This window comes from Kitasatospora sp. NPDC004289 (assembly GCF_053602875.1).
The window spans coordinates 35,149-56,073 of record NZ_JBSGEL010000002.1 but is presented as its reverse complement, the minus strand read 5'-3'; the positions used below and the strand labels follow the sequence as shown (position 1 = coordinate 56,073).

The 20,925-nt window shown below is 74.0% G+C and carries 16 protein-coding genes; 13 read left to right on the top strand and 3 right to left on the bottom strand.

Annotated features, from left to right (window positions below; all coding sequences use genetic code 11):
- Nucleotides 1-457: 457 nt before the first annotated feature.
- The 7 genes from ACWEPF_RS01780 to ACWEPF_RS01750 all read left to right on the top strand — a co-directional run bounded on the left by ACWEPF_RS01780 (nucleotide 458) and on the right by ACWEPF_RS01750 (nucleotide 10,284).
- On the top strand, nucleotides 458-2,515 hold the full coding sequence (locus ACWEPF_RS01780; protein ID WP_452170973.1) for a glycogen debranching N-terminal domain-containing protein: 2,058 nt from the start codon (nucleotides 458-460) through the stop codon (nucleotides 2,513-2,515).
- A gap of 178 nt (nucleotides 2,516-2,693) precedes the next feature.
- On the top strand, nucleotides 2,694-3,443 hold the full coding sequence (locus ACWEPF_RS01775) for an NUDIX hydrolase (protein ID WP_380149854.1): 750 nt from the start codon (nucleotides 2,694-2,696) through the stop codon (nucleotides 3,441-3,443).
- Between the two features lie 173 nt (nucleotides 3,444-3,616).
- Nucleotides 3,617-5,101 carry an ATP-binding cassette domain-containing protein gene (locus tag ACWEPF_RS01770; protein WP_452170972.1) on the top strand — a complete coding sequence of 495 codons (1,485 nt, stop codon included), beginning with the start codon at nucleotides 3,617-3,619 and terminating at the stop codon, nucleotides 5,099-5,101.
- A gap of 2 nt (nucleotides 5,102-5,103) precedes the next feature.
- Nucleotides 5,104-5,904 carry a hypothetical protein gene (locus tag ACWEPF_RS01765; protein WP_452170971.1) on the top strand — a complete coding sequence of 267 codons (801 nt, stop codon included), beginning with the start codon at nucleotides 5,104-5,106 and terminating at the stop codon, nucleotides 5,902-5,904.
- 254 nt (nucleotides 5,905-6,158) lie between these two features.
- Nucleotides 6,159-7,028 (top strand): FadR/GntR family transcriptional regulator, encoded by an 870-nt coding sequence (locus ACWEPF_RS01760; RefSeq protein ID WP_345284464.1) that lies wholly within the window; start codon nucleotides 6,159-6,161, stop codon nucleotides 7,026-7,028.
- Nucleotides 7,029-7,527: 499 nt separating this feature from the next.
- A complete protein-coding gene (locus ACWEPF_RS01755; RefSeq protein WP_345284466.1) occupies nucleotides 7,528-9,162 on the top strand; it encodes an RNA polymerase sigma factor in 1,635 nt (544 codons plus the stop codon).
- Nucleotides 9,163-9,423: 261 nt separating this feature from the next.
- Nucleotides 9,424-10,284 (top strand): S1 family peptidase, encoded by an 861-nt coding sequence (locus ACWEPF_RS01750; protein WP_452171076.1) that lies wholly within the window; start codon nucleotides 9,424-9,426, stop codon nucleotides 10,282-10,284.
- Between the two features lie 240 nt (nucleotides 10,285-10,524).
- Here the strand turns inward: ACWEPF_RS01750 and ACWEPF_RS01745 are convergent, their stop codons facing one another.
- A complete protein-coding gene (locus tag ACWEPF_RS01745) occupies nucleotides 10,525-10,755 on the bottom strand; it encodes a DUF7455 domain-containing protein (RefSeq protein WP_345284470.1) in 231 nt (76 codons plus the stop codon).
- Between the two features lie 503 nt (nucleotides 10,756-11,258).
- Between ACWEPF_RS01745 and ACWEPF_RS01740 the strand changes: the two genes are divergently transcribed.
- The 4 genes from ACWEPF_RS01740 (at nucleotide 11,259) to ACWEPF_RS01725 (ending at nucleotide 16,703) form a co-directional block, all read left to right on the top strand.
- On the top strand, nucleotides 11,259-13,370 hold the full coding sequence (locus ACWEPF_RS01740; protein WP_345284472.1) for a DNA gyrase/topoisomerase IV subunit B: 2,112 nt from the start codon (nucleotides 11,259-11,261) through the stop codon (nucleotides 13,368-13,370).
- Between the two features lie 180 nt (nucleotides 13,371-13,550).
- Nucleotides 13,551-13,901: a DUF485 domain-containing protein gene (locus tag ACWEPF_RS01735; protein ID WP_452170970.1), complete on the top strand. Its 351-nt coding sequence runs from the start codon at nucleotides 13,551-13,553 to the stop codon at nucleotides 13,899-13,901.
- The gene (locus tag ACWEPF_RS01730; RefSeq protein WP_452170969.1) at nucleotides 13,898-15,502 is read left to right on the top strand and encodes a solute symporter family protein; all 1,605 of its coding nucleotides are present in this window, start codon (nucleotides 13,898-13,900) and stop codon (nucleotides 15,500-15,502) included. Before ACWEPF_RS01735 ends, ACWEPF_RS01730 begins: the two co-directional genes overlap by 4 nt.
- Before the next feature lie 34 nt (nucleotides 15,503-15,536).
- Entirely contained in the window at nucleotides 15,537-16,703 is a 1,167-nt protein-coding gene (locus ACWEPF_RS01725; RefSeq protein WP_452170968.1) for a hypothetical protein, read from the top strand.
- Here ACWEPF_RS01725 and ACWEPF_RS01720 read toward each other — a convergent pair.
- Nucleotides 16,673-17,368, bottom strand: coding sequence for a response regulator (locus ACWEPF_RS01720; RefSeq protein WP_452170967.1), 696 nt, complete (start codon nucleotides 17,366-17,368; stop codon nucleotides 16,673-16,675). The genes ACWEPF_RS01725 and ACWEPF_RS01720 overlap by 31 nt on opposite strands.
- Nucleotides 17,365-18,996 carry an ATP-binding protein gene (locus ACWEPF_RS01715; RefSeq protein ID WP_452170966.1) on the bottom strand — a complete coding sequence of 544 codons (1,632 nt, stop codon included), beginning with the start codon at nucleotides 18,994-18,996 and terminating at the stop codon, nucleotides 17,365-17,367. Before ACWEPF_RS01715 ends, ACWEPF_RS01720 begins: the two co-directional genes overlap by 4 nt.
- Before the next feature lie 225 nt (nucleotides 18,997-19,221).
- Here ACWEPF_RS01715 and ACWEPF_RS01710 point away from each other — a divergent pair, with 225 nt between their 5' ends.
- Together ACWEPF_RS01710 and ACWEPF_RS01705 are read left to right on the top strand one after the other, a co-directional pair.
- On the top strand, nucleotides 19,222-20,046 hold the full coding sequence (locus ACWEPF_RS01710) for an ABC transporter ATP-binding protein (protein ID WP_452170965.1): 825 nt from the start codon (nucleotides 19,222-19,224) through the stop codon (nucleotides 20,044-20,046).
- The gene (locus tag ACWEPF_RS01705) at nucleotides 20,036-20,905 is read left to right on the top strand and encodes an ABC transporter permease (protein WP_452170964.1); all 870 of its coding nucleotides are present in this window, start codon (nucleotides 20,036-20,038) and stop codon (nucleotides 20,903-20,905) included. The genes ACWEPF_RS01710 and ACWEPF_RS01705 overlap by 11 nt, the downstream gene beginning before the upstream one ends.
- The last annotated feature ends 20 nt before the right edge of the window (nucleotides 20,906-20,925 follow it).

Below are 20,925 nucleotides of genomic sequence, written 5' to 3'. Positions count from 1 at the left end.
CGCCTCGCCATCAGGGGGGCACGACCTGCCTCCGCGCGCCCCCGGCGCAACTCCGCCGACCGCCGCCGCTCCCTTCCCGGGCGCGCCGAGGGCCACACCTCCTGCCGCCGCACCGTGGGGGCCACCGACCGCCTCCGGCGCGCCCGCTGACGCCCCGTCGAGGCCCCGGCCCCACCCCGAGCACCAGACCGCCCCGATGCCCGCCACCGGGCCCGGTGCCCCCGCCTCCGGGCTCCCGCACACCCCGCCCGGTGCCCCGGGGGGCCCGGGCGCCGCCCCTGGCGGATTCCTCGGCGGCCCCGGCAACCCAGGCGGCCCTGTCGGGTCGTCACACACGCCGCCCGGCGGGACACAGGTCCCGGCGCCGGGGGCCGTCGGGGCGCCGCGCGCATCCGGCCCCTTCCGCCCGCAGCCGCCCGCCACGCACGCCACCGTCCTCTGCGTCAGTGCCCCGGCGATGGCGCTCTCCGGCCTGGACGGTCAGCTCCGCGGCCAGGCGCTGCACGGCTTCTACCGTTCGGGCGTCCGCACGCTGGCCCGGATGGAGCTGCGCCTCGGCGGGATGGAGCCGCTGCCGCTCCAGGGCACGCTGACCTCGGCCGCGGAGGCGCGCTTCGTCGGCGCCGTCCGGGTGCCCGGTGACCCGGATCCGGACCCGGCCCTGACGGTCGAACGGCTCCGCCACGCCAACGGCGTCGAGACCGTGACGGTGCGGAACACGGGCAGCAGGCCGGCCCGGATACCGCTGGAGATCACCCTCGGCACCGACCTCGGCCAGCTCGCCGAGATCTCCGCGGGCCAGCGCCTGGCGGACCTGCCGGGGCAGGTCCAGTCCGCCGGCCTGCGCTGGGCCGGTCCGCAGCACAGCGCCTCCGTGGCGGCCCGTCCCTCGCCGCACGCCGTCCTGGCCGGAGCGGGGGTGCTGCGCTGGGACTTGGAGGTGCAGCCGGGCGCCCGTTGGTCGGTCGAGCTCAGCACCACGTTGGAGACCTCCGCCCAGACCGGCCCGCGCCCGCCCACGGGCCGTGGCCCCGGGGTGCCGCTGCCCTGGTCGGAGCCCGAGGTCCGCTGCGACGACACCCGCACGGCCCCGCTGGTGGCGCGCTCCCTGGACGCTCTCGGCGGCCTGCTGATCGCCGACGCCGACCGGCCCACCGACCTGTACGCCGTCTCCGGGGCGCCCTGGCGGTTCGGGCTGACCGCCGCCGACGCGCTCTGGGCGGCCCGGCTCACCCTGCCGCTCGGCACCCGGCTCGCGGCCGGAACGCTCCGCGCGCTGGCCCGCCGTCAGGCGACCACCGGCCCGCAGGCCGGGGTGGTCCCCGGCCCGCTCCGGCACGGCGGCCCCGAGCTGCCGCCCTCCTGCACCGCGACCGAGGCCACCCTGCTCTTCGTCACCGTGCTGGCGGAGGCGTGGCGTTGGGGCCTGCCCCGCCAGGAGGTGGCCGAGCTGCTGCCCGCGGCCGAGCGGGCGCTGGCCGCGCTGCGGAACAACGTCACCGACGCCCCGGCCGGGGCGGACGGTGCGTCAGGCGACGGCCGGCCGGCCGGTCCTGCCTCCGGGTGGCCCGCCGGCGGTTCCGGGGGTTCCGTCGGACCGGAGACCGACGGTGCCCTGCCGGGCCCGGTCGGATTCGTGACCGACCTGGGCCGGTCGGCCGAGGAGCGCGCGGCCAGACCGGTGCCCGCCCGCTGCGAGGTGCAGGCCCAGGCCCACCGGGCGGCGCTGCACGGGGCCGAACTGCTGGAGGCCTTCGGACGCCCCGGCGCCGCCGAGTGGCGTTCCTGGGCGGCCGGGCTGCGGGAGCGTTTCCGCGAGCAGTTCTGGATCGACGACCTGTCGGGCGGCCGCCCGGCGGCGGCCCTGCTCGCCCCCGACCGGCCGCTGCCCGCCGTGGCCTCCTCCTTCGTCCACCTGCTGGACCTCGGTCTGGCCGCCGAGGGCGACCGGCACGAGGGCCTGCTCGACCGGGAGCAGACCAGGGTGCTGGCCCAGCGCCTGGTCACCCCGGAGTTCGACTGCGGCTGGGGCCTGCGGACGCTCAGTGCCAGATCGCCCCGGTTCAATCCGCTCGGGCACCGCAGCGGCGCGGTCCGGGTGCACGAGACGGCGCTCGCGGTGGTCGGCCTCACCGAGGCCGGGTTCGAGCGGGAGGCCGGGATACTGCTGGAGGGCCTGCTCGACGCCTCCGCCCAGTTCGAGGGCCGGCTGCCCGAGATGTACGCGGGGGAGCAGCGGGTCGCCGGGTGCCCGCCGGTGCCGCACCCCTCCGCCTGCCGCCCGGCTGCGCTCTCCTCCGCTGCGGCCGTGCACCTGGTCGCGGGCCTGGCCGGGGTCCGACCCGACGTCCCGTCCGGCCGGGTCACCGTCCGCCCGGCCAGCACCGCCCCGCTGGGCGAGCTGGAGCTCGGCGGCCTGCGGGTGGCCGGGGAGCCCTTCTCGGTGCGGATCAGCCGGATCGGCGTCGCGGTCGTGGAGGAGGCCTCCCCGACGCTCCAGCTCGGCACCCGCTGAGTCCGGGGCGGCGCCTCGCCGCCGCCGCCCCGGACCCCGCCCGGGACCCGTCCCCCGGGGCGGCCGGGAGTGTCCTCCGGCGCCTTCCGGCCCAGGCGCTCCGTGGACGGAGCAGGATCTGATGGACGCCCGTCCGGGCCCTGTGCTTATCGTCAGAGAGACGACTATGATCGTCGCCATGTCTCGCTATGACCCGTCGGCCTTCCCCCCGTTCGCTGTCACGGTCGACCTGGTGGTGCTGACGGTCAGGGAGCACGCGCTCTGTGCCCTGCTCGTCCGCCGGGGCGAGCCACCGTTCCAGGGCTACTGGGCACTGCCCGGTGGCTTCGTCCGCCTGGACGAGGGCCTGGCCGAGGCGGCCTCCCGCGAGCTGGCCGAGGAGACCGGCCTGCGCGCCCTCTCCGCCCCCGGCCAGGGTCCCAGCACGGTCGGGGCCCACCTGGAGCAGCTCGCGACCTACGGGCACCCGCAGCGCGACCCCCGCATGCGGGTGGTCAGCGTGGCCCACCTCGCCCTGGCCCCCGACCTGCCCACGCCCCGCCCCGGCGGCGACGCCAGCGGCGCCCGCTGGGCGCCGGTCGGCGACCTGCTCGGCCCCACCCCGGCGGAGGGGGTGCCGCTCGCCTTCGACCACGGGAAGATCCTCGCCGACGGCGTGGAGCGGGCCCGCTCGAAGATCGAGTACTCCTCGCTGGCCACCGCCTTCTGCCCGCCGGAGTTCACCGTCGGCGAGCTCCGCCAGGTCTACGAGGCGGTCTGGGGCGTGGTCCTCGACCCCCGGAACTTCCACCGGAAGGTCACCGGCACCCCGGGCTTCCTGCTGCCCACCGGTGGCACGACGACCCGTCAGGGCGGCCGTCCCGCACAGCTCTTCAAGGCCGGCGGTGCCACGGTCCTCAACCCGCCGATGCTCCGCCCGGAGTCCTGAGCCGCCTCCACCGCGACTCCGCGGGGCGACTGTCCCCTGATCGAGTGAGGTGGGCGGCCACGCCGTCCGCTCCGCGTCCGTAATGCCCGATTTCACTGCCTGCTCGCCCTACTGTGCTCCAGCGGGGCGCAAGAGCTCCGCTGCCCGGTCGGCCGAGACAGGAGCAGGCAGCGATGATCCAGATCACCGGACTGACCAAGGTCCACCGCCGAGGTCGCCCCCCGGCCCTGCTCGACCTCACCTTCGACGCCCGCCCGGGGCTGGTCACCGCCCTGCTCGGCGCCGAGGGGGCCGGCAAGACCACTGCGCTCCGGCTGATGGTCGAGCTGGAGCGCGGCCTGGGCGTCACGCTCTTCAACGGCCGGACGTACCGCAGGCTGCGCCACCCCGAGCGCGAGGTCGGCGTCCTGCTGCCCGAGGGCGGGCACGGCAGCGGCCACCCGGGCATGCGGGCCCGCGCTCACCTGCGGATGCTGGCCGCCGCCGCAGGGGTGCCGGCCTCGCGGGCCGACGAACTCCTGGAGCAGACCAGGCTGGCCGGTGTCGCCGGCCACCGTCTGCGCTCCTTCTCGCCCGGCATGCACCGCCGCCTCGCCCTCGCCGCGGCCCTGCTCGGTTCGCCCGGCACCCTGCTGCTGGACGGGCCGACCGAGGGCCTCTCCCCGCGCAACATCGAGTGGTTCCACTCCTTCCTGCGCTCCTTCGGCGTCTCCGGAGGCACCGTCCTGGTCACCACCCGCACCCCTCAGGAGGCCGCCGACCTGGCCGACCGGGTGGTGACGCTCGATCAGGGCCGCCTGGTGGCCGACCAGTCGGTCACCGAGTTCCGCCGCACCCGGCTGCACCCGGAGGTCTCGGTCCGCGGCCCGCAGATGGCCCGGCTGGCCGACCTGCTGACCGAGCAGGGCCACCAGGTCCGCCGCGACGGCGGCACCGGCCTCGCCGTGAGCGGCCTGACCCGGACCGAGGTCGGCGAACTCGCCTACCGCCACGGCATCCTGCTCCACGAGCTCGCCGACCGAGTGGTCGAGCAGCCCGTCCCGCACCCGGTGCTCCCCGCCGCCTCCGGCCGTTCCGGTCACGTCCAGCCCGTCCCGGTCCCCGCTGCCGCACCCTCAGTCGACGGGCCCGGCCCCGGCACTGCCGTCCCGTCACACCTCCCGGCTCCGGCCCACCCGACGGCTGAGACCGAGGCCGAGGCCCCGGTGCCGGCTGCCCTCGCAACCTTGGCCGTCGGTGCCGTCGGTGCCGTCGGTGCCGTCGGTGCCGTCGGCGCACGGTCCGCAGCACGCACCGAGCAGCCCGAGGAACAGACCGCCGTCCTGCTCGCCCACCCCATCGCTCCCGGGGTGCACCCCGTCCCGGCACCCACCCAGGCCGAGCCGTACGCCACGACCCCCGGCGACACCCGGCCGCCGGGCCCGGCCGAGGCGGGTACGGCCCCTCGCGCCATCACCCTGAGCGGCCGTCAGCTCTTCCGCGACGAACTCCCCGGTTCCGCCCCCGCCTTCGTCACCGCCCCGCCGCCGGCCGCTCCCACCGCTCTCTCCACGCCCGCCGCTCCCACGCCCGGAGCCCCCACGACCCCCGGAAGCCCCGGAGGCCCCGGCAACTCCACCGCCCCCCACCCGACCGCCCCCGAGCCCCGGAGCGAGTGACCGTGCGCGTACTGGCCTACGAGCTGCGCCGCCTGCGCGGCCTCCGCTCCACCTGGCTGATCCTGGCCGCCGTCCTGCTGGTCGACGCCGCCGTGGCCGCCGTGCTGGCACGCCAACTGCCCGCCGGGCCGCTCGGTGCGGCCGCCGCCGTCCGCTGCCTGACGGCCGTGGTCCCGCTGCTGCCGCTCCCGATCGCCGCCCTCGGCGCGGGCGCCCTCGGCGCCCTCTCCTACGGCCACGAGGTGCGCCACCCCGGCCTGGTGGCCGGCCAGGTCGCCCTCGGCCGGCGGCTCGGGCTGCTCACCGCGAAGCTGGCCGTCACCGGGCCGGTGGCACTGCTGCTCGCCGCCGTCACCGTCGCCGTGAACGCGGCGGTGGTGCTCGCCGCCGCCCCGGGCGCACAGGCGGGCACGCTCACCGACCCGTCCGCAGCGGCCTTCGGCGACCTGCTCCGTCCGCTCGCGCTCTTCGCTGGCCTGACGGTGCTGGCCGGCTGGGCCGGCCTGCTGCTGACCTCGCTGCTCCGGAGCGCGGCGGCGGGCCTGCTGGTGCTGTGCGCGGTGCCCGCTCTGCTCGAACCGGCGCTCGCCCTGCTGCTGCGCCGCAGCGGCCGGGGCTGGCCGGCCCAGGCCCGCGAGCTCCTCCCGTTCCAGTACGGCCTGGACCTGGTCCGGGGTGTCGACCCGCAGCGGCTGGGGGCGGCACCGGCCCTGGACGGTGCCTTCGTCGCGGCCGTGCTGGCGCCGCTCGCCCTGCTCCTGGTCGCGGCGGTCCTCGCCCAACTCCGCCGTCGAGCGCTCTGACTCGTCGCGCTCTGACTCGTCGCGCTCTGACTCGGAGCGCGCCGAGTCGATCACTCCGCCGCGCCCGTGCCGAAGCGTGAACGATGGCCCTCCAGAGGGTCGGTGACACCCCGTCACCAAGATCCGTGCAGCCGCGTCGATCTGGGGGATTACGGCTGATAAGAAGTCAATTGTCCGGTCACGGGCGATCACCCTTTCGTGTGCTTTTCACGAGAATTCTCAAGGCGGGCCCGCCGATCGCCGACAAAGGAGCTGTGAGTACCCTTGCGCACCCCACCATGAACGCAGCTCGTCCCTCCGACGCAGTCGTCCCCGGAGAGCTGGACCGCTTCTCCTACGCCGAACGGCCCACCCCGCCCGCCCCCCGCTGGGAGGGCTCCGAGGTCGACCTGCGGGTCGGCCGCAAGACCACCAGCAGCCGGGGCCGCGGCCTGCACGGCCAGCTGGTCCAGCAGCTCGGTCAGATGATCGTCTCCGGTGACCTGGGCGCCGACCGCCCGCTGGTGCCGGAGGAGATCGGCCAGCGGTTCGAGGTCTCCCGCACCGTCGTCCGCGAGTCCCTGCGGGTGCTGGAGGCCAAGGGCCTGGTCAGCGCCCGGCCGAACGTCGGCACCCGGGTCCGCCCGGTCGGCGACTGGAACCTGCTGGACCCGGACATCATCGAGTGGCGCGCCTTCGGCCCGCAGCGCGACGAGCAGCGCCGCGAGCTCTTCGAGCTGCGCTGGGCGATCGAGCCGCTGGCGGCCCGGCTCGCGGCCGGCCACGGTCGCGAGGACGTCCAGCAGCGCCTCACCGAACTGGCCGAGGTGATGGGCCACGCCGCGGCCCAGGGCGACATGGTCAGCTACGGCCGTGCCGACATCGAGCTGCACGCGCTGGTCCTGCAGATGGCGGGGAACCGCATGCTGGAGCACCTCTCCGGCATCGTCGGCTGCGCCCTCCAGGTCTCCGGCGGCCCGGCCACCTCCTGCGAGCGGCCGTCCGACTCGGCGGTCAGCCTGCACGCCCGCCTGGTCGACGCCCTCGGCACCGGCGACGGCACCGCCGCCGAGGCCGCCGTCCGTGCCCTGCTCACCGTCCACCCCGAGGTGGAGCACTCCGTCCCGGCCCCGCGCGAGCACTGACCCGGCGCGAGCACTGACCCCACGCGAGCGCTGACCTCGCGCGAGCACCGGCCCGCGCGGACGGCAGCGATCCGCACGGAAGACGGATCCGCACGCGGAAGACATGCGTAGGACATCCGGAAGACAACGATCCGAGCACGGAAATCCGTCGGTACCCAATGGCCCTTCAGTCGCTCTCCCCTGCGACTGGGGGGCCATGGCCGTCCCGGGACCTCCCGGCACCCCCGCACCGGCCCCTCCCGGGGCCCCGGTGTGACGGGCGCCACCAAGGGCATGCGTAACACTTGAGGAGCGGCGGCGATGTGTACGGAGCGGAAGCGGCTCCGGAATACCACCACCGTGTCAGAATGCTGTGTTGGTCTGCGGCGCCGCTGCCGTCCTGCACACCCCAGTCCCCAAGCCCGAGCCGGTCGGAACCGGGTCCGCGCGCCTTCCGCGTGGCCGCTCCCGTCGGCTCGGCGGCCGGTACTGGTGTCGAGTTCACTCATCGTCCGAGAGGTTGTTCGTGTCGGCCAGCACATCCCGTTCGCTCCCCCCCGAGATCGCCGAGTCCGCGGCTCTGCTGGCGCTCATCGAGCGGGGCAAGGCCCAGGGGCAGATCGCCGGTGACGACGTGCGTCAGGCTTTCGAGGCGGACCAGATCCCGGTCACCAAGTGGAAGAACGTCATGCGCAGCCTCAATCAGGTCCTGATTGAGGAGGGTGTGGACCTCATGGTCAGCGCGGCGGAGCCGTCTGCCGCGAAGCGCAAGGCGACCGCGACCAAGAGCGCCGCCAAGCGCACCGCCGCCAAGACGGTCACCACCCGCACCCCGTCGGCGCCGACCAAGCCGCCGGTGCGGATCGCGCCGTCCGCCACCCCGGCCGCGCCGGCCCCGGTGGTGCCCGAGGTCCGCGTGGTCGAGTCCGTCGAGGGCTTCGGCGAGGGCACCGAGGTGCGTGCGGCCGTGGCCAAGAAGGTTGCCGCCCCCGCCAAGAAGGCGGTGGCCAAGAAGGCCGCCGCCCCCGCCAAGAAGACGGCGGCCAAGAAGACTGCCGCCACCAAGTCCACCTCCAAGGACGGCGAGGAGGAGCTGCTCGGCGAGGAGGAGCTGCTCGAGGACGTCGCCCTGCCCGGTGACAAGGAAGCCGGCCCGGAGACCCCCGAGGAGGAGTCGGACCAGGGCTTCGTGCTCTCCGACGACGACGAGGACGACGCCCCGGCCCAGCAGGTCGCCGTCGCCGGTGCCACCGCGGACCCGGTGAAGGACTACCTGAAGCAGATCGGCAAGGTCCCGCTGCTCAACGCCGAGCAGGAGGTCGAGCTCGCCAAGCGCATCGAGGCCGGCCTGTTCGCCGAGGACAAGCTCTCGGCCGCCGACAAGCTCGCCCCGAAGCTCAAGCGCGAGCTGGAGATCATCGCCGAGGACGGCCGCCGGGCCAAGAACCACCTGCTGGAGGCCAACCTCCGCCTGGTGGTCTCGCTGGCCAAGCGCTACACCGGCCGCGGCATGCTCTTCCTGGACCTGATCCAGGAGGGCAACCTCGGTCTGATCCGTGCGGTCGAGAAGTTCGACTACACCAAGGGCTACAAGTTCTCGACCTACGCGACCTGGTGGATCCGTCAGGCCATCACCCGCGCGATGGCCGACCAGGCCCGCACCATCCGCATCCCGGTGCACATGGTCGAGGTCATCAACAAGCTGGCCCGCGTCCAGCGCCAGATGCTCCAGGACCTGGGCCGCGAGCCCACCCCGGAGGAGCTGGCCAAGGAACTCGACATGACCCCCGAGAAGGTCATCGAGGTCCAGAAGTACGGCCGCGAACCGATCTCCCTGCACACCCCGCTCGGCGAGGACGGCGACAGCGAGTTCGGTGACCTGATCGAGGACTCCGAGGCGGTCGTCCCGGCCGACGCGGTCTCCTTCACCCTCCTCCAGGAGCAGCTGCACTCCGTCCTGGACACGCTCAGCGAGCGTGAGGCGGGCGTTGTCTCGATGCGCTTCGGCCTCACCGACGGCCAGCCGAAGACCCTGGACGAGATCGGCAAGGTCTACGGCGTGACGCGCGAGCGCATCCGCCAGATCGAGTCCAAGACCATGTCCAAGCTGCGCCACCCGTCGCGTTCGCAGGTCCTGCGCGACTACCTGGACTGATCCCGGGACGGACACACACGCCGGAAGGCCCGGAGCGGTTCACCACCGCTCCGGGCCTTCCGGCGTTCCGCCGTCCCGGCGCTGCGGGGTCCCGGTGTCCTGGCGACCCGGTGTCCGCAGGACGACGCTGCGTCAGCCGAGGGAGCGTCAGGTCGCCCGTCCGGGTACACCCGGCGCGGGCGCCAGCACGCTGGGTGACGGCTCCACTACGCTGTGCCGGTTGCTGTCCGCCGACCGATCTTGGAGACCTCGGTGCCGCCCATCACGGACGCCCGCCCGACCCCGCCGACCCGCCGCCGTCACCGCCGGGCCGTCGCCCTGGCGCTGCTCGCCTCCCTGCCGGCCCCGCTGATCGCCCTGGGCGCGGCCGGCCCGGCGAACGCGCAGCGCCGCATCGTCGGCGGTCAGAACGTGAGCACCCAACAGGTGCCCTGGATGGTCGCCCTGGCGAGCCGTCAGCAGTTCGGGAGCGCGCGGTCGGGTCAGTTCTGCGGCGGTGCGCTGATCTCGCCGACCAAGGTGGCCACCGCCGCGCACTGCTTCTACGACGAGTCCAACGGCCAGCGGGTGAACCGCCCGGGCCTGCGGGTGATCGTCGGTCGGGACGACCTGGGCCGCACCGGCGTCGGCCGCGAGGTGGAGGTGCGCGAGATCTGGGTGCACCCCTCGTACGACTTCGCCCGCAACCTCAACGACGTGGCCGTGCTCACGCTGGCCGAGGACCAGGGCGACCGCCCGGTGATCGAGCTGGTGGGACAGGGCGAGGCCGACCCGTACGCTCCGGGCACCCGGGCCACCGTCTTCGGCTGGGGCGACACCCAGGGCAACGGCAGCTACTCCCGGACCCTGCGCTCGGTGGACGTGCCGATCGTCTCCGACCAGGTCTGCGGGGACGCCTACCGGCACGGCAGGGACGGCTCCTACGACCCCCGGGTGATGGTCTGCGCCGGCGAGCAGAAGGGCGGCAAGGACGCCTGCCAGGGCGACAGCGGCGGGCCGTTGGTGGTGCAGGGCCGACTGGTCGGGCTGGTCTCCTGGGGCACCGGCTGTGCGGATGCGCGCTACCCCGGGGTCTACACCCGGGTCGCGGCCGTCTCGGACGCGGTGCACTCCAGGATCTGAGTCGGACCCGGGACGGATCAGGGCCGCCACGTGCTCCCGTCGCCGCTGCGCTCCGTGCTTGCCCGGGCACGTTCCGGCGCTGCCCACGCCGCTGGGGGCCGGGGAGCTGACGGAGTGTCGGACATCACTCGATGCCGGCCCGGGAAACGCAGCGGAGCCGGACGGCCACCCTCCGGGAGGAGGGGTGCCGTCCGGCTCCGCCGGTGAGCCAGCCGGGCCCGCCTGTGCGGGCCCCTGGGCTCAGCGCTCGTCTTCGGAGGCGCTGGTGCTGGTCTCGGTGAGGCGACCGGTCTCGTCGTGTATCTCGACGGCGATCTTCTTCAGCTCCGGCTCGAACTTCCGCCCGTGGTGGGCGCAGAAGAGCAGCTCTCCGCCGCTCGCGAGTACGACGCGCAGGTAGGCCTGGGCGCCGCAGCGGTCGCAGCGGTCAGCCGCGGTGAGCGGGCTCGCAGGGGTCAGAACAGTAGTCACGTCGCCTCTTCTCTAGCTCGACGAGCTGTCGTACCAGGGTCAACATCCAACCAGGCCGAAAACGTTCCCGCTCGTGGCTTTTCTTCTCTGAGGATTCTGCTGTGTTGTTGATGAGGACGTGCCCAGGCCGTCGGCGGTTCATGCCTGTCGACTTCCAGGACTCGCCATTCGGCTCGAACTCCCGAACGGGTCGAGGGTCGAGGTCCGCGTAGCATAATCCTCTGCTGGGTTGGAGCATAAGCCCCGTCCACGACACCGGTAGCCTGCATAACGGCTGCTCCGCCGCCTGCCCCGGGGCCGACGGTCCGACAGGAGCCGTGGTGGCAGGTGGAGATGGCGTTCCGGTGCCGCCGGAAACGGGCCGGCTCTTGTTCGCGCAGCGCGTACAAGCTGCGGAGGCCGGGCCCGATGTGTCTCAGGCATTGGGAACACTGTGGGGGTCGGCCGCCTGACGGCGGGCCGAAGTAAGACGAGTCAGAACGTCATTGAGGAGTGCACACCGCGTGAGCGCCGAACCGACCGCGTCGTCCGCCCTGCTGGCCGGAGACGACGGTTCCAACTACACCGCTCGGCACCTGCTCGTCCTGGAGGGGCTGGAGGCGGTCCGCAAGCGCCCCGGCATGTACATCGGCTCCACCGACAGCCGCGGTCTGATGCACTGCCTCTGGGAGATCATCGACAACGCGGTGGACGAGGCCCTGGGCGGGCACTGCGACAGGATCGAGGTGGTCCTGCACGAGGACGGCTCGGTCGAGGTGAAGGACAACGGCCGCGGCATCCCGGTCGACGTGGAGCCCAAGACCGGGCTCTCCGGCGTCGAGGTCGTGATGACCAAGCTGCACGCCGGCGGCAAGTTCGGCGGCGGCTCCTACGCTGCCTCCGGTGGTCTGCACGGCGTCGGCGCCTCGGTGGTCAACGCGCTGTCGGCCCGGCTCGACGTCGAGGTGGACCGCGGCGGGCACGTGCACGCGATCAGCTTCCGGCGCGGCACCCCCGGCATCTTCACCGAGCTCAGCCCGGACGCGCCGTTCGAGGCCGGCAGCGGGATGACCAAGAAGGGGAAGGCCCCGCGCGGCCGCACCGGCACCCGGATCCGCTACTGGGCCGACCGGCAGATCTTCCTCAAGGACGCGAAGCTCTCGCTGGAGACCCTGCACGCCCGGGCCCGGCAGACCGCGTTCCTGGTGCCCGGCCTGACCATCCTGGTCCGTGACGAGCGCCTGACGGAGAGCGAGAAGGTCCAGCAGGACACCTTCCGCTACGACGGCGGCATCGGTGAGTTCTGCGAGTACCTCGCCCCGGACAAGCCGGTCTGCGACGTGCTGCGCCTGCAGGGCGAGGGCTCCTTCAAGGAGACCGTCCCGGTGCTGGACGAGCTCGGCCACATGACCCCGACCGAGGTCACCCGCCAGCTCGGGGTGGACATCGCGCTGCGCTGGGGCGCCGGCTACGACACCACCCTGCGCTCCTTCGTCAACATCATCGCCACCCCCAAGGGCGGCACCCACGTCACCGGCTTCGAGCGTTCGCTGGCCAAGACGGTGAACGAGGCGCTGCGCGCGGCCAAGGTGCTCCGGGTCGCCGAGGACGACGTCACCAAGGACGACGCCACCGAGGGCCTGACCGCGGTGGTCACCGTCCGCCTCGCCGAGCCGCAGTTCGAGGGCCAGACCAAGGAGGTGCTCGGCACCTCGGCGGCCAACCGGATCGTCGCGGCCGTGGTGGCCAAGGAGTTGAAGAACTTCCTGGCCTCCACCAAGAAGGACGAGAAGCTCCAGGCCCGCGCCGTGCTGGAGAAGGTCGCGGCGGCCGCCCGCACCCGGGTGGCGGCCCGTCAGCACAAGGAGGCGCAGCGCCGGAAGACCGCGCTGGAGACCTCCTCGCTGCCCGCCAAGCTGGCCGACTGCCGCAGCGACGACGTGGAGCGCAGCGAGCTCTTCATCGTCGAGGGCGACTCCGCGCTCGGCACCGCCAAGCTGGCCCGCAACTCCGAGTTCCAGGCGCTGCTGCCGATCCGCGGCAAGATCCTCAACGTCCAGAAGGCCTCGGTCTCGGACATGCTGAAGAACGCCGAGTGCGCCTCGATCATCCAGGTGATAGGGGCCGGTTCGGGCCGCACCTTCGACATCGACCAGGCCCGCTACGGCCGGGTCATCTTCATGGCCGACGCCGACGTCGACGGTTCGCACATCCGCTGCCTGCTGCTGACGCTGTTCCAGCGCTACATGCGGCCGATGGTCGAGCAGGGCCGGGTGTTCGCCGCCGTGCCCCCGCTGCACCGGATCGAGCTGACCAGCCCCAAGCGCGGCCAGGACAAGTACCACTACACCTACTCGGACGCCGAACTGCGCTCCACCCTGCTGGAGTTCCAGCGCAAGGGGCAGCGCTGGAAGGAGCCGGTGCAGCGGTACAAGGGCCTCGGCGAGATGGACGCGGACCAGCTGGCGGAGACCACCATGGACCCGCGCCACCGCACCCTGCGCCGGATCAACCTGGGCGACCTGGAGCAGGCCGAGAGGATCTTCGACCTGCTGATGGGCAACGACGTCGCCCCGCGCAAGGAGTTCATCGTCGACTCGGCGGCCACCCTGGACCGCTCGCGCATCGACGCCTGAGCCCCCGCACGCGAAGTGAGCCCCCGTCAGCCGACGGGGGCTCACCTGTTTGGGTGAACGTATCTGCAAAGCCCCGGCGCAGACGGGACGGACCATCCCATCCTTGAACGATCCGGGCGTACCGGAGGACCGGCCTCCGGGTTCGGCCTCCGCGCGCCGACGCCGATCGTGGAGCAGCCCGTGGCACAGCAGCAGGTACGAGAACGGGCGGAACGACCGCAGGCCGAGGTGTACCTCGCGGTCCAGGAGAGCGAGGCCTTCCAGCAGATCCGCCGCGGCTACCGCGGCTTCGTCTTCCCGGCCACCGGCGCCTTCCTCGGCTGGTACCTGCTCTACCTGGTGGCCCAGGCCGCGGCACCGGGCCTGATGGCGCGTCAGCTGGCCGGGCCGGTGAACGTGGCCTGGCTGCTCGGCCTGCTGCAGTTCGGCTCCACCTTCCTGCTCACCTGGCTCTACGTGCGGCACGCCCGCACCCGCCGGGACGCCGCCGCCCTGGAGCTGCGCTGGGACACCCAGGACCAGCTCCGATGACCGGCACCCGGCACCACCTGGCGGTCGGCCTGTTCGCGGTGATCGTGCTGGTCACCCTCGGCATCACCCTCTGGGCCGGACGCCGCGGCCAGGCCGCCGAGGAGTTCTACACCGGCGGCCGCGAGTTCAGCCCGCTGCAGAACGGCTTCGCGCTCTCCGGGGACTACCTCTCCGCCGCCTCCTTCCTCGGCGTCACCGGCCTGATCGCGCTCTACGGCTACGACGGGGTGCTGTACAGCGTCGGCTTCCTGGTGGCCTGGCTGGCCGTGCTGATGCTGGTCGCCGAACTGGTGCGCAACGCCGGGAGGTACACCCTGGCCGACGTGCTGGCGGTCCGGCTGCGCCGACGCCCGGTGCGGGCCGCCGTGGGCAGCGCCAGCGTGGTGGTCTCCCTGCTCTACCTGGTCGCCCAGATGGTCGGGGCGGGCAGCCTGGTGGCGCTGCTGCTGGGCACCGGCAGCGGGGCGGCCAAGACCTGGGCGATCGTCGCGGTCGGCGGGCTGATGATCGTCTACGTCACGGTGGGCGGGATGAAGGCCACCACCTGGATCCAGATCGTCAAGGCCGTGCTGCTGGTGGCCGGTTCGGTGCTGCTCACCGTGCTGGTGCTGATCCGCTTCCGGGGAGACCTGGCCGGGCTGATGCGCTCCGCCGCCGAGCACAGCGGCGCCGGCTCCGCGTACCTGCGGCCCGGCCTCAAGTACGGGGCCACCACGGCCAGCCGGCTCGACCTGATCTCGCTCGGCCTGGCCCTGGTGCTCGGCACCGCCGGGCTGCCGCACATCCTCTCGCGCTTCTACACCGTGCCCACCGCCCGGGCCGCCCGGCGCTCCACGGTCTGGGCGATCGGCCTGATCGGCGGCTTCTACCTGATGGCCATCGTGCTCGGCCTCGGCGCCGCCGCCCTGGTCGGCAGCGCCGCCGTCCGCGCCGACAACCCGGCGGGGAACACGGCCGTCCCGCTGCTCGCCCAGGTGCTCGGCGGCGGGGCCTCCTCCACCGGCGGGCTGCTGCTCTTCGCGCTGATCTCGGCCATCGCCTTCGCCACCATCCTGGCCGTGGTGGCCGGGCTGACGCTGGCCTCCTCCGCGGCCTTCGCGCACGACCTCTACCTCGGGGTCTGGCGCCGGGCCCGGGCCGGAGCCGAGGTGACGGCGCGTCAGGAGGTGCTGGTGGCCCGGGGCGCGGCGGTGCTGATCGGGGCGCTCGCGATCGTGCTCAGCCTCTTCGCCCAGCGGCTGAACGTGGCCTTCCTGGTCGGCCTGGCCTTCGCGGTGGCCGCCTCGGCCAACCTCCCGACGCTGCTCTACAGCCTCTTCTGGCGGCGCTTCACCACCCGTGGCGCGGTCTGGTCGGTGGCCGCGGGGCTGACCACGGCGGTGCTGCTGGTGGTCTTCTCCCCGGTGGTCTCCGGCTCCCGGACGTCCGTCCTGCCGGGCGTGGACTTCCACTGGTTCCCGCTGGAGAACCCGGGCCTGGTCGCCATCCCGGTCGGCTTCCTGGCCGGCTGGCTCGGCACCGTCACCTCCCGCGAGCCCGCCGACCCGGACGGCTACGCCGAGTTGGAGGTCCGCGCCCTGACCGGCGCCGGGGCCGCCTGACCGGGATCGCCGGCGGGTCGGTACCGTCTGCCGGATGACGTCGACCACCCTGCTCGTCGACGGCGCGGTCGCCTTCGCCACCGGCTTCGCGGTCCGCGCCGTCCCCCGCGTCCTCCGCGGCCGGGAGCGGACCTCCACCGGACGGACCGTCAGCCCGGCGGCGGCCCTCGCCGTGGTGGTCGCGCTGGTCTACCTCAACCAACTGCTCTGCGCCGCCTACCTGCTGCGGGTGCACGACGGTGACCCCTCGTACGTCACCCGGTACCTGCCCGAGGGGTGGTTCGCCCAGCCGGTGGGGAACCCGGTGGTGGAGTGGCTGGCCGAACGGCTGCCGGTGCCCGGGCTGTTCGCGGTCACCGTGCTCCGGGTGCAGGCCTTCCTGGAGCTGCCCCTCGTGCTGTTCGCCTACGGCACGGTGCTGCGGCTGCTCAGCCCGGGGCTCTACCGCCGGCTGCTCGGCTCGCGGCCGCTGGTGTGGGCCGCCGCACTCTCCTACACGGCGGTCTTCTGCGTGGTCGAGCGGGACCTGCACAACCCGTGGACCGGGCAGGACCTGGTGGTCCGGGCGGCCTCCTGCCTGGTCACCCCGCTGGTGGTCACCGCGCTGGCCCGGTGGGAGACCGGTGGGGAGCGGCGGCTCGGGGCGGTCGGACTGCTGGGGTTCACGCTCGGGCTGTGGGCACTGGGGCAGCTGGTGCTGGTGGTCTACGACACCGCGCTGCTCTACAACCTCGGGCACCTGGGGGCGCGGTGGCCCTCGCTGCTGCTCGCTCTGGTGGGGGTGTTCGGGGCCACCCGGGTGGTCGACCGGTGGCCGGGAGCGGACGGCGGGGAGACGGCCGCGGCGCTGGAGGGGGTGCTGCGCTGGTCGCTGGCCTACTTCCTGGTGCCCGCGCTGGCCGTCCGCTACAGCGTGGCCTTCGGCACCCCGCTGCTCGGCGCGCTGGCCGGGGGGCTGGTCGGGGTGCTGGCGCTCCGTCAGGGGCTGGGCGGCCGGGCCGGTGCCGCGCTGCCGTGGCTGCTCGCCGGCGGGGTGGCCGGGCTGGTGGCCGCGTACCTGGCGGTGCGGGCGGTCACCGACGCCACCTACGAGTCGGCGCTGCTGCGGGCGATGGCGGTGCTGCTCGGCACGACTGCGCTGAACTGCTGGTTCGCGGACCGTGGGCGGGCTCAGCGGGCGGGCGGGGCCGCCAGCAGGTAGCGGTGCTCGGGGCGGCCGGTGTCGCCGTAGCGCAGGGAGAGGCGCAGGCGGCCGTCGCGTTCGAGCTGCTTGAGGTAGCGCTGGGCGGTGGAGCGGCTGAGACCGGTGCGGTCGGCGACGTCCTGGGCGGAGAGCGGGCCCGGGGTGCGGCGCAGGGCGGCCAGCACCAGGTCGGTGGTGGGGGCGGAGTGGCCCTTGGGGAGGGCGGTCGCGGCGGGGGCGGCGGTGCGGAGGGTGGCGAACAGCCGGTCCACCTCGGCCTGGCAGGTCTCCCGGGCGGCCGGGCCGGTGAGGGCCTGGCGCAGCTCGGCGTAGGCGGTGAGCTTCTCCCGCAGTCCGGCGAAGGTGAACGGCTTGACCAGGTACTGCAGCGCGCCGTGCCGCATCGCGGCCCGGACCGTGGAGACGTCGCGGGCGGCGGTCACCATCATCACGTCGCAGCCGATCCCGGCGGACTGGAGGTCGCGGATCAGCTCCAGACCGGTGCGGTCCGGGAGGTGATGGTCCAGCAGGATCAGGTCGGCCGGGGTGCGGCGGAGCGCGGCGGCGGCCTCGGCGGCGCTGTGGGCCTGCCCGGAGACCCGGAACCCGGGGACCTTGGCGACGTACGCGGCGTGCACCTGGGCCACCCGGAAGTCGTCGTCCACCACGAGCACGTCGATCATCGGGGGGCTCCTGCGGGGTGGGGGAGGGTGGAGGGGAGCGGGTTCGGGTGCCCCGCGGGCGGGGCGGTCAGCAGGGCCTCGGGAAGCTCGACGGCGAACTCCGCTCCGCCGGAGGCGGACCGTCCGACGGTCACCGAGCCGCCCGCGCGCTCGACCTGACGGCGGACCAGGGGGAGGCCGAGGCCGCGCGGGCGGTGGGCGGGGGCCCGTTTGCTGGTCCAGCCCTCCTCGAAGACGCGCTCGCGCAGGTCGGGCGGTACGCCCGGGCCGTCGTCGGAGACGGTCAGGCGCAGGCGCGGCCCGTCGGCGAGGAGGGAGACCTCCACCGAACGGGCCGCGGACTCCAGCGCGTTGTCGAGCAGGTTGCCGAGCACGGCGGCGAGCATCCGGGCGTCGGCCGCCGCGTCCGGCAGGTGGCTGTCCGGGGTGACCGTCAGCCGGGCGCCCCGTTCGGCGGCGACCGCGGTCTTGCCCGCGAGCAGCGCGGCCACGTGCGGGTCCTGGACCTGTCCGGCGATCCGGGCGGCCACCGCCGCCTGGGTGCCGGACTCCTCGCAGAGGTACTGGGCGGCCTGGTCGTGCAGACCGAGCTCCAGCAGGCCGAGCAGGGTGTGCAGCCGGTTGGCGTGCTCGTGGTCCTGGGCCCGGAGGGCCTCGGTGAGGCTCCGGGTGTGGTCCAACTCGCGGACCAGCGACTCTAGTTCGGTGCGGTCACGGAGGGTGGTGACGGCACCGCCGTCGGCGGTGGCCATCCGGTTCATCAGCAGCACCTGCTGACCCCGGACGGCGGGCAGGTCCGCCCCGGTGACCCGGCCGGCCAGCACGTCGGCGGGGCGGCCGGGCGGCAGCACCTCGTCCACCGGGCGCCCGGTGCAGTCCTCGGGGAGGGCCAGCAGACGGCGGGCCTCGTCGTTGGCCAGCCGGATCCGGCCGCGGGCGTCCAGCGCCACCACGCCCTCGCGGATGCCGTGCAGCATCGCCTCCCGCTCGATCAGCAGGGCGGAGATGTCGGCCACCGCGATGTTGTGGGTGCGCCGCTTGAGCCGCCGGGCCAGCAGCAGGGTGGCGACCGTCCCGGCCACCAGGCCGGTGCCGGCGCAGAGGGCGATCCCGTCGGTCATGCCGAGCAGTTGACGGCGGATCGACCGGTCGCTGATCCCGACCGAGACCTCGCCGACGATCCGGCCGTCGGCCAGCCGCAGCGGCACCTTGCCCCGGGCGGTGCGTCCGAGGGTGCCGTGCTGGATGGCGGTGACGCTCCGTCCGTTCAGCGCGGGCTCCGGGTCGGTGGAGACCCGCTGGCCGATCCGGGCCGGATCGGTGTGGGAGAGCCGAAGCCCGGCCGCGTCGGTGACCACCACGAAGCTGGCGTCGGTGGCCAGGCGGATCTGCTCGGCGTTGCGCTGGACGGTCGCGGAGTCCCGCTCGGCGGCGGCCAGGGCGATGGTCTCGTCGGCGGCGGTGGCCTGGGCGATGGACAGCGCCCGGGCCATCGCGTCCCGGTCCAGCTCGTGGCTGACCGGGGCGAGCAGCAGACCGGCGGTCAGCGCCGTCACGCCGAGGGTGACCACGGTCTGGCCGAGCAGCAGTTGGGCGAAGACCCGGCGCGGCCAGTGCGGACGTCTCATCCGGGGCTCCTCTCCTCTCTCCGGGACGGCGCAGGTGACGGGCACCCTACGTTCGTCCTCGCGTCCTGTCAGCCCCCGTCCGCCGAGTATCCGGAAGCAGAACGAGCAGAACAGCCCCCTGTGCGCAGAACCCGCGTAACGCCCGCAAGCCTCCCGGCCCCGGCCCGCCCGCTCCTAGCCTCCCGGAGCACCGCACCACCACCCACCCGTGGAGGCCAGAGACCCATGAGCAGTACCCCGCCGGCGATCGAGCTGATCGGCGCCACCAAACGCTTCCGGACCCCGTCCGGCTCCCTGCACACCGCCGTCCACAGCCTCGACCTGGCGGTCGCCCCGGGCGAGTTCGTCGCCGTGGTCGGCCCGACCGGCTGCGGCAAGTCCACCACGCTGACCCTGGTCAGCGGGCTGGAGGAGCCCACCGAGGGCGAGGTGCTGGTGCACGGCCGCCCGGTCACCGGGATCGACCCCGAGGTCGGGTTCGTCTTCCAGCAGGACGCCGTCTTCCCCTGGCGGACGGTGCTCTCCAACGTCGCGGCCGGCCCCCGGTTCCGGGGCGTGCCCGCCGCCGAGGCGAGGGAGCGGGCCCGGGACTGGCTGGCCCGGGTCGGCCTGGCCGCCTTCGAGGACCGCTACCCGCACCAGCTCTCCGGCGGCATGCGCAAGCGCGTCGCGCTGGCCCAGACCCTGGTCAACGACCCGCGGGTGCTGCTGATGGACGAACCGTTCTCGGCCCTGGACGTGCAGACCAGGGCGCTGATGTCCGATCAGCTGCTGGAGCTGTGGGCCGGCACCGGCTCCTCGGTGGTCTTCGTCACCCACGACCTGGACGAGGCGATCGCGCTCGCCGACCGGGTGGTGGTGATGACGGCGGGCCCCGCCACCGTCAAGGAGGTCTTCACCGTGGACCTGCCCCGGCCGCGCACCGTCGAGGCCGTCCGCCTGCAACCCCGCTTCGTCGAGCTGTACCGGGAGATCTGGGCCTCCCTCGGCGAGGAGGTCCGGATCACCCGTGAACGAGGTGCCGAACGAGGAGCCGACCGTGCAGCCTGACACCGTCACCCCGCCCGCCGCCGCTCCGGCCGCCGCCGGCTCCCGCACCGAGGCCCGCGAACGGGCCGCCCGGCAGCGCCGCCTGGGCGTCGCCGGGGCCCGCGCCGCCGTGCTGGCGGGCTTCCTCGGCCTCTGGGAGCTGGCCGCCCGCACCGGGGTCGTCGACCCGTTCAACTTCTCCCAGCCGTCCCGGATCTGGGCCCAGATCTGGCAGTGGACCACCCACGGCACCGCACAGGGCTCGCTCGGCGAGCAGATCGGCTACACCCTCTACGAGGCCCTCACCGGCTGGGTGGTCGGCGTGGTCGGCGGCGTGCTGCTGGGCATCGCGCTCGGCCGGGTCCGCTTCCTGGCGGACGTGTTCGGCCCCTACATCAAGGTGCTCAACGCGATCCCCAGGATCGTGCTGGCCCCGATCTTCCTGATCTGGTTCGGCCTCGGCCCGGCCTCCAAGGTGGCCTCCGCCGTGGTGCTGGTCTTCTTCCCGGTCTTCTTCAACGCCTTCCAGGGCGCCCGCGAGGTGGACCGCAACCTGATCGCCAACGCCCGCATCCTGGGCGCCTCCAACCGCCAGGTCACCTTCCGGGTGGTCATCCCGGCCGCCACCAGCTGGATCTTCACCAGCCTGCACGTCTCCTTCGGCTTCGCCCTGATCGGCGCCATCGTCGGCGAGTACATCGGCGCCACCAAGGGCCTCGGCCTGCTGGTCGCTGCTGCCCAGGGCACCTTCAACGCGGCCGGGGTGTACGCGGCGATGACCATCCTCGCCGTGGTCGCCCTGCTCACCGAGGGGCTGCTCACCTTCGCCGAGAAGCGGCTCTTCCGCTGGAAGCCGGCCGACTCCGGCGACGGCCGCTGACGCCCCCTCACCTCCTCATC